Source organism: Lactobacillus sp., from assembly GCF_051893255.1.
Classification (GTDB): domain Bacteria; phylum Bacillota; class Bacilli; order Lactobacillales; family Lactobacillaceae; genus Lactobacillus.
Window position 1 is genome coordinate 1 of sequence record NZ_JBJFHB010000048.1, and the last position, 8828, is coordinate 8828.

8 protein-coding genes are annotated in these 8828 nt (G+C 48.5%); 2 read left to right on the forward strand and 6 right to left on the reverse strand.

The features are described 5' to 3' along the window. Positions 1-69: 69 nt before the first annotated feature. The 4 genes from ACI4WN_RS03970 to argF form a co-directional block, all read right to left on the reverse strand. The gene (locus tag ACI4WN_RS03970; RefSeq protein WP_439777060.1) at positions 70-1497 is read right to left on the reverse strand and encodes a basic amino acid/polyamine antiporter; all 1428 of its coding nucleotides are present in this window, start codon (positions 1495-1497) and stop codon (positions 70-72) included. Between the two features lie 144 nt (positions 1498-1641). Continuing rightward, complete coding sequence (arcA, locus tag ACI4WN_RS03975) at positions 1642-2865, reverse strand: arginine deiminase (RefSeq protein ID WP_439777061.1); 1224 nt, start codon at positions 2863-2865, stop codon at positions 1642-1644. A gap of 176 nt (positions 2866-3041) precedes the next feature. Then, a complete protein-coding gene (arcC, locus tag ACI4WN_RS03980; RefSeq protein WP_009557293.1) occupies positions 3042-3971 on the reverse strand; it encodes a carbamate kinase in 930 nt (309 codons plus the stop codon). 18 nt (positions 3972-3989) lie between these two features. Further along, entirely contained in the window at positions 3990-4991 is a 1002-nt protein-coding gene (argF, locus tag ACI4WN_RS03985) for an ornithine carbamoyltransferase (RefSeq protein WP_439777062.1), read from the reverse strand. 305 nt (positions 4992-5296) lie between these two features. Between argF and ACI4WN_RS03990 the strand changes: the two genes are divergently transcribed. After that, the gene (locus tag ACI4WN_RS03990) at positions 5297-6166 is read left to right on the forward strand and encodes a DNA-binding domain-containing protein (RefSeq protein ID WP_439777063.1); all 870 of its coding nucleotides are present in this window, start codon (positions 5297-5299) and stop codon (positions 6164-6166) included. Positions 6167-6248: 82 nt separating this feature from the next. Continuing rightward, positions 6249-6968, forward strand: a complete 720-nt coding sequence (locus ACI4WN_RS03995; protein WP_439777064.1) for a B3/B4 domain-containing protein — start codon at positions 6249-6251, stop codon at positions 6966-6968. Between the two features lie 33 nt (positions 6969-7001). Here the strand turns inward: ACI4WN_RS03995 and ACI4WN_RS04000 are convergent, their stop codons facing one another. Continuing rightward, the gene (locus ACI4WN_RS04000; RefSeq protein WP_439777065.1) at positions 7002-8570 is read right to left on the reverse strand and encodes an amidohydrolase; all 1569 of its coding nucleotides are present in this window, start codon (positions 8568-8570) and stop codon (positions 7002-7004) included. 57 nt (positions 8571-8627) lie between these two features. Next, a partial coding sequence (locus ACI4WN_RS04005) for a hypothetical protein (RefSeq protein ID WP_439777066.1) occupies positions 8628-8828 on the reverse strand: 201 nt, incomplete at its 5' end.

Genomic DNA, 8828 nt, shown 5'->3' on the forward strand with positions numbered 1-8828 from the left:
GATAAAACAGCATCAAAAAAACGGTGGATTTATATCCACCGTTTTGGAAAAGAATATTTGTAATATCTCTTACATAATGTCGATTGTACCATTCGCGATCAGAACGATTGACAGAACGCACAAAGCCAAAATGACTACGTAAGTAATAATTTCGTTCTTGTTGAGCTTTCTGCCCTTTTCACGGACGTTTTGGTAGTAAACGATCAAGCCTGGAATGTAGCTAAGAGATACAACCAGTACATATTGCCAGCCTGCCAAAACCATGCACAGCAATTGGAAGGCAGCTGCCAAAAGGCCGTAGAACCATTGACCCCATTCCTTGCGTTCTCTGCTGAACTTCATTTGGTAAAGACCAACAAAGAGGTAAGAGAACAAGATGGCACTTGAAGCTAAAGTGTAGCAGAATTCGTATGCCTTGTCAGTGAAGAGCAAGGAGAAGAGGAAGATGGTTTGCAAAACAGCAGTCGTCATCAAGGAGTTAGTCGGAGCCTTCTTGCTGTTCAGCTTGCCCCAGAACTTAGGAGCAGCACCGTCTTCAGCGATCAAAAGCATGGTTTCTGCTGGCAGCATGGTCCAGGAAAGCCATGAAACGATAGTAGAAATGATCAAACCAAGGTTGATCAAGATCATCCCCCAGTTGCCGACAACCATCTTCAAGTCGCTACCCAAAGCTGGTTGAGCTGCTGAAGCCAGTTGAGCCCGGGTCAGCATGCCGTAAGGCAAGATAGAAATCATCATGTAGAAAATAAGCAGCATTACGAAACCAAGCATGGTTGCTTTTTGAGCTTCTTTAAGGGTCTTAGCACGAGAACCCATAACTGAGGCACCTTCAACCCCGATGAAGACCCAGATCAAGGTCATCAAAGTACCTTGCATTTGCGTCCAAACGCTGCCAGTCGTAGTGCCCTTAGACAGGTTGTTGGATACTCTGCCCCAGAAGTCAGCGGTAAACATCCCTGACTTAAAGGAAACGATACAAATGATCACAAACATGATCAATGGTACAACTTTGCAGAAAGTACCGATCGTGTTAACGAATGAGGCACTTTCCACACCGTTGTTAACCAGGAAAGTCAAGGCCCAGCAGAAGATGATGGCGACGATGATTGATGGCAGGTTAGAGCCACCCTTGAAGACCGGAATAAAGGTCCCGATCGCACTCATCAACATGGTTGCGAAGGCCAAGTTGCCCAGCCAGGCAGACAGCCAGTAAGCCCAGCCAGAAATGAATTCGCCAAGTGGGCCATAGCCAGCCCCGGCGTAAGCAAAGATCCCACCCTTAAGGTCTGATCTCTTTTCAGTTAAGTTATTAAGTGACAAAACGAGCATCAAGAAACCAAAACCGGTCAGCAGCCAGGCCAAAATCGCTGGCCCTGGTGCAGCGGCAGAGGCAACTTTGCTAGTAATCCCGAAGATCCCAGTCCCAATTGAGGAACTAACGATCAAAGCGGTCAGGCCAACTAGGCCAATCCCGTTTTTGTTTACTTTCTCTTCCATAGTTATTACCTCAAATCTTACTCAAACATTTTTACTTCAAAACATTCTTTTCACCTAAAAAAGCGGGGACAGTCTACCCCTTTCTGAGCGATAGACCAGCTCCGCAATTTTAGTGTTTTTTCAAACAAGTATTAAGCTATCAAGCTAGATGTCTTCGCGAACGATTGGGCAAGACATGCAGCGTGGGCCGCCACGACCTCTTGACAATTCACTTGAGCGAACTTCGTGTACCAAGATGCCGTGTTCTCTCAGCAGAGCGTTTGATACATAGTTTCTGTTGTAAGTTACGACTTCACCTGGAGCAATTGCCAAGGTGTTTGAACCGTCGTTCCATTGTTCACGAGGAGCAACGATTGGGTCGCCATTGCCAGTAGGAATCAAGTCAATTTCTGACTTGCCCAAGGCCTTCTTCAAGACTTCCTTGATGTCGGTGTGGTGCTCGAAGGTTACTTCGCCATCCTTGCCTGGGTGCAGTACCCAGTTGTCAACCTTGCCATCTTCAGTCAAGATGTCTGGGTGAACCGTGAATTGGTCGTAGTTGATCATGGTGAAGACCGTGTCAAGGTGCATCATGGCGTGGTTGTGCGGAATGGAGATTGCGATTACCGTGTCGTAGTCTGAGCCTGCAAACAAGTTCTTAGCGATGTCTTGAATTGCGTCAGCGGTAGTCCGTTGTGAAATACCGATGGCTACTACGTGGTCGCTCAGTACCAATTCGTCCCCACCTTCGATGTGGCTAGCGTGGTTTCTGTCGCGCCATACCTTAACCTTGCCAGCAAAGCGAGGGTTGTACTTCAAGATGTATTCAGTGATCATTGATTCACGTTGACGAGCTGGGAAGGTCATCTTGTTGACTGACATCCCTTCGCCAATGGAAGCTTGTGGGTCACGAGTGAAGTAGGCGTTTGGAAGTGGATCCATCAAGAATGGCCAAGCAGTGTTTTCTGATACAGCTGCTAAGTCCAAAGTCTTGAGTTCCAAGTCATCGCGGCGGATACCTTCGTAGATTCTGGTTACCAAGTCGCGTGGAGTCAAAGCCTTCAAGTATTCAACCAAGGCGTCGTGGGTTACGCCGGCAACAAAGCCAGCTTCAGCCACTTGTCTTTCGATGAATTCATTACGTACAGCTTCGTCAGCCAAAGCTTCAGTAGCCAGGTCTTCGGTATAAATAACTTCGGCACCGTTGTCGCGCAGGGTTTGTGCGAAGAAGTCGTGTTCTTCTTGAGCAATTGGCAGGTATGGAATGTCATCGAACAAAAGCCGTTCCATTGAGTCTGGCGTAATGTTTTCGATTTCGTGCCCTGGCCTGTGCAACATAACTGTCTTTAACTTACCAATTTCTGAAGTAACATGAATAGGACTTGTCATGATAATTCACTCCTATACTAATTGATATTGTTCTAATTAATCCTAATGAATAGCGGTTATAAAGCAGTCAATAACCTATATTGACCAACTTAACGACATTTTAGAGAGTCGAAAATTGTTAGTTGTTTATTTTTTAAAGAGAGATTTTTTACTAAAAAACTGATTGGCAATGCCGATTAAGCGTGGATAACAGTCCCCAACTGCCCAGCTAATGCGGCGTCTAAGCCTGAAAGGGAGGTAATGATGGCTTCTCTTTCTGGGTGGCCTTCAACAAAGGACAAGCAGGCTTCAACCTTTGGCAACATGCTGCCGGAAGCGAATTGACCTTCGTCGATATATTGCTTAGCTTCAGCTACAGACAAGTTTTCCAAGTTCTTTTGGTCTGGCTTGTTGAAGTTGATAGCTACATAGTCAACAGCAGTCAAGATGATCAGCTTGTCGGCACCAACATTGGCTGCCAAGAGGGCACTTGACCGGTCCTTGTCAATTACGGCTGGAACGCCTTGGAGGCCTTCTTCGGTTTCCACAACTGGCACCCCGCCGCCACCGCCAGCGATAACTAATTCGCCAGCTTCGATCAAGGTCTTGATGCTGTTTAATTCAACGATTCTCTTTGGCGTAGGTGAAGGAACGACTTGTCTCCAGCCGCGGCCCGCGTCTTCTTTAAAAATGTAGCCCTTGTCAGCGGCAATGGAGTCGGCTTCTTCTTTGCTGTAGAAGGCCCCAATTGGCTTGGTTGGGTTTTGGAAGGCTGGGTCTTCAGGATCAACAACGATTTGCGTAACGATCGTTGCGACATCCTTCTTCATGCTGCGCTTGTGCAATTCGTTTTGCAGGCTTTGTTGCAGGTGGTAGCCAATGTAGCCTTGACTCATGGCCCCGCATTCAGGGAATGGGAAGGCTGCGCTTTGGCCATGTTCTGCAGCATAGCTCATGCCTAAGTTGATTTGCCCAACTTGTGGGCCGTTGCCGTGACTGATGACTACTTCATTGCCGGCACTGATTAAGCCGATCAATGAGGAAGCAGTGTTCTTAACCAATTCTAATTGTTCGGCTGGTGACTTGCCGAGGGCGTTGCCGCCCAATGCTACAACAACTTTTGACATAAGAGCACCTCTTCTAGACTAGTCACCCAAGGTAGCTACCATGACAGCCTTGATGGTGTGCATCCGGTTTTCAGCTTCACGGAAGACTACTGAGTACTTGCTTTCGAAGACTTCGTCAGTTACTTCAAGTTCCTTAAGGCCAAACTTTTCGTAAACTTCACGGCCTACTTCAGTTTCCAGGTTGTGGAAGGCTGGGAGGCAGTGTTCAAAGATTACGTTAGGGTTTTCGGTAGCCTTCAAAACGTCCATGGTGATTTGGTATGGTGAAAGGAGTTCGATTCTCTTCTTCCACATTTCGTCGGATTCACCCATTGATACCCAAACGTCACCGTAGATTACGTCCATGCCCTTAACGCCTTCCTTGATGTCGTTTGAAACAACGATCTTGGCGCCAGTCTTTTCAGCAATTGCGTTGGCCTTTGCCAAAGTTTCTTCGCTTGGGTTCAGTTCTGCAGGAGTTACTACGTGGTATTCCATACCCATAACGGCAGCACCCAGCATCAAAGCGTTTGATACGTTGTCGTGACCGTCACCAACAAAGGCAAACTTGATGTCCTTGTATTCCTTCTTCAAAACTTCCTTAGCAGTCAAGAAGTCGGCCAAAACTTGAGTTGGGTGGTCAGCGTCAGTCAAGCCGTTCCATACTGGAACACCTGAGTACTTAGCCAAAGTTTCAGCTGCTTCTTGGGAGAAGCCACGGAATTCGATACCGTCAAACATGCCGCCCAATACGCGAGCAGTGTCCTTAACTGATTCCTTGTGGCCAAAGTGTGAGCCGCTTGGCCCAAGGTAAGTTACGTGAGCGCCTTGGTCGTGGGCACCAACTTCAAATGAGCAACGAGTTCTGGTTGAGTCCTTTTCGAAGATCAAAGCAATGTTCTTGCCCTTCAAACGAGGCTTTTCAACGCCGGCATACTTGTCCTTCTTGAGTTGTTCTGCCAAGTCAAGCAAGTATTCCATTTCACGAGTGTTAAAGTCTGCTAAAGTTAAGTAGCTGCGGTTACGTAAATTAAAAGCCATGATAGCTTCCTCCTAATTCATTTTATGTTTTTCACTTGTTTACGATTATTATTATAGAAAGCGTTTACAGGTAGCCACAGCAAAAAACGGAAAGATTTAAAAAAAGATAACGGGAATTATTTTATTATTTTTCGGCAAAGTGCATACTTGAATTCTTTCCATGCATAGAAAGGTACTTATGCATCATTTGAACCGGTTTCAATGCGATTATGCATTATTTTATATTTTTTGCCCAAAATGCTAAAATAGATTTTGAGAATCACAGAACTTCAACAAGCATCAAAAATGAGGTAAAATGACCAAAAATGTACTTCTATATCGCCAATAAAAGCAACAAGAACTTACAATTTATCAGTAATGCCCTGGAAAGCAACTTCGAAAATATCATCGTTGGCCAGACCAGCGATGCGCAGAGAGCCTATGATGATCTCAGGCAATTGCGGGTTGATGTGTTAGTAACTGACTATGATTTGGCGCCTTTTGATGGCATGGAGCTGCTCAAAAAGCTGAAAAAAGCCAACATCCTGCCTCGGATCATCATGACAGCTAACACCCCTTCTGATGCTTTGGTAACGGCTGCCTACCAGAATGGCTGCGACTTTTTCCTGCACCATCCTTTAAATGCTCTTGAGATTGCTCATGTGTCAAAGGTCCTTAGTACGCAGCTGCGGCTCCTGAGCAATATGCGGGTCATCAGCGAGCTCTCTGGCAGCTTGAACAGCCCTTATGCCCGCCAACAAACCATCCACCGCCAGCAAATCGACTTCGTTAACGATACCCTGCGCTTTTTAGGCATTGCCGCCGAAAAAGGCTACGACGACATCATGCGGATCATCCGCTTAATGGTCGACAAGGATCAAAACTTTGACCAAGTGGACTTGGAAGAGTGCCTGGGCATCAATCCTAAGGAAAAGAAGGTAATCTACCAGCGGATCCGCCGGGCCCTGCATATTGGGATCGTCAACCTGGCCACCATGTGCATCGACTACCCGGACAACGACATGCTGCTGGACTATGCCAACAACCTCTTTGAATACCAAAACGTCCATGCGGAAATGCTTCACCAAAATGGTACCGAGATCGAAAGGGGGCAAATCTCCCTTCAGCACTTCTTTGACGGCCTCTTGCAAGAGAGCTACCGGGCCAAGCGGCTGGCACCTAACCGGTCCAATTGACCCTGACGGCGCTTTCAGTTAAAATTAACATTGTAAGTAAAAGTCCATTTTTTCCTAAAGAAATTAAATAGAAAGGCCAAAAATGCTAACAAAAGTAACTATTGATCCCAGCTTCTGGGAACTCTTTCCAAATGCCCAAGTCAATGTCATGCTGGTCAGCGGCATCGACAACCACGATACCGACGACAACCTCCCTGCCCGCCGCAAGCTGCTAAGCGAAGCCGAAGACAAGGCGGAAGACTTTTTAGGCGCAGCCCAATTCAACCGCAACACCGTTGTTGATGAATGGCGCAAGGCCTACCAGCAATTTAAAAAGAAGAAAGGCGTCCGTGCTTCAATCGAGGCCCTGCTCAAGCGGGTGGACAAGGGCGAAGACCTGCAGCCCATTTCACCTTTAGTTGATGTTTACAACTCCGTTTCCCTGTCCCGCGGCGTGCCAATCGGGATTGAAGACCAGGAAAAATTGGCTGGCGAAATGCACCTGGGTCTGGTTCATGAAGGCCTAGCCTTTAGAGCCGTGGGCAAGGACGCCGACGAGCCAACGCTAGAAGGCGAAATGGCCTGGTATGACGATGAAGGTGCCGTTTGCCGCTGCCTCAACTGGCGCGATGCCCAAAGAACCATGCTGGATGAAGCTTCAACCAAGGGCGTCATCATCATTGAATCAGTCAACCAAGATCAAGCAGCCCGGGCTGACGAAGCTGTCAGTGACTTGACGAAGCTGCTTCAGGAATACTTCGGCGTTACCCCTGACAAGGCCGTCGTTTTAACTAAGGATAACCCTTCCGTTGCTGTTGATTAAAAAAGAGGACCGTTAGGTCCTCTTTTTTCTTGCTTATTTTCTTTGGTAAACCAGTTCCCCGCCGATCCAGGTCTGGGCAGCGTGCACGGTGGTTAAGTCGTCAGCTTTTTGGCTGAACAGGTCCTTGTTTAAAACGATGAAGTCAGCGTCTTTGCCAGCTTCCAGCGTCCCATTTTGGGTAAAGCCGCCCATGATGGCTGCGTCACGCGTATATGCCAGCAAGGCCTGTGGCAAGGAGATGGCCTCATCGGCATTGATGGTCCCGCCCCCAGCCGTCTTCCGGGTAACGGCAGCGTACATGCCGTAAAATGGGCTGTCTGGTTCGGCCCACGGAGTACATGGGGCGTCAGAACTGAGGCTGACGATCGGGGCTTCTTTTTCCATAGTCTTGATCCGGTAGGCCAGCTTTAACTGATCCTTGGACAAAAATTGCCGGTAGGAGTCTTCTTCAGCAAAGAAGAAGATTGGCTGGGTGGAAATGCCGAGGCCGATCTTAGCCTTTTTTAGCTCCTCAAACATCTGGTCACTGATTAAGGAAGCGTGCTCGATCCGAACCGATGGCATGCCGGCAAGCCATGGGTCAAGATCCTGGCAGACATCGATCACGTTTTGAACAGCCTCGTCGCCCATGGCGTGAACCGCGACTTGCAAGTGGTTGGCTCTCGCGTAATCGATGATCTCTTTTAGCCGCGTCTGGCTAGTGAGGCAGACGCCCTTTTTGCCAGAAGGAAAGCCATCTTTCATGTAGGCCGTTTCGCCGGAAATGGAGCCATCCATGAAGACCTTGAGCCCCGCCACGCGGAGGCGGTCAGTCTGGGCGCTTTCTAGTGGGCCATCTACCTCATCAGCGACGTAGTAGATGGCAGACTTAGGCTTAAAGCCCGCTTTGTAGGCATCCTGGTAGAGCTTGAGGCTGGCGTAAGGATGAAGCCGCCCCATCATTTCGCCGATGGCCACGATGCCGTTTTCCAGGTAGTGTTCTGAGGAATTGACCAAATTTTTTACGTCATTTTCGTAGCTTAAGGCTGACTTGGCCCGGATCAGTAGCTGGCTAGCGGCAACTTCCCGCATAAAGCCAGTTGGGCGGCCATTTTCGTCTTTTTCGATCTTGCCGCCGGCTGGGTCAGGCGTGCTTTCGTCAATGCCGGCTAGTTCCAGGGCCAGAGAGTTGCCGACCGAGGAGTGGCAGTCGGAGCGATATAAAAAAATCGGTTGAGTAGTGGACACCTGGTCGAGGTCGTCTCGGTTGGGACTGCGGTGCTCAGCTAACTTGCTTTCGTCAAAGCCCCAGCCCTCGATCCAGACGTCCGCGCCTTTGCCGTATTCAGGAGTGTGTCTGAGCGCCTCTTGCATTTCGGGGATGCTGTTGACCAGGGGCGGCGTGCAGGCCGCGCCGTGCAAGGCGTCCGCGATGTACTTGGGGTGGGTGTGGTTGTCGATTAACCCCGGCAGCACCGTCGCCCCCTGTAAGTCGATGACTTCGTCGACGGCTTGGCCATCGTCTTTCGCGATTTTGCCGTCGACCACCGTTAGGGAGTCAGCAAAGGCGGTTTCGCTAGTCCCCAGAAAAATTTTTCCGTTAATAAATCGTTTGCTGTGCATTTTGTGTACCTATTCCCTATTAATCCGCTTACATATTTTCCTGGTTCAATTTTACCGCTAATTGGGGCGGCGCGGGAGTAGTTTTTGGGGTAACGTGGACGGGAAAAGGCGCATTTTTTGGAAACTAAACCGATTTTGGAGCGCGGCCGGCGCAATTTTTGGTAAACTAAACCGATTTTGCGGTGCGACGGGCGCATTTTTTAGTAAACTAAACCGATTTTGCGGTGCGACGGGCGCATTTTTTAGTAAACTAAACCG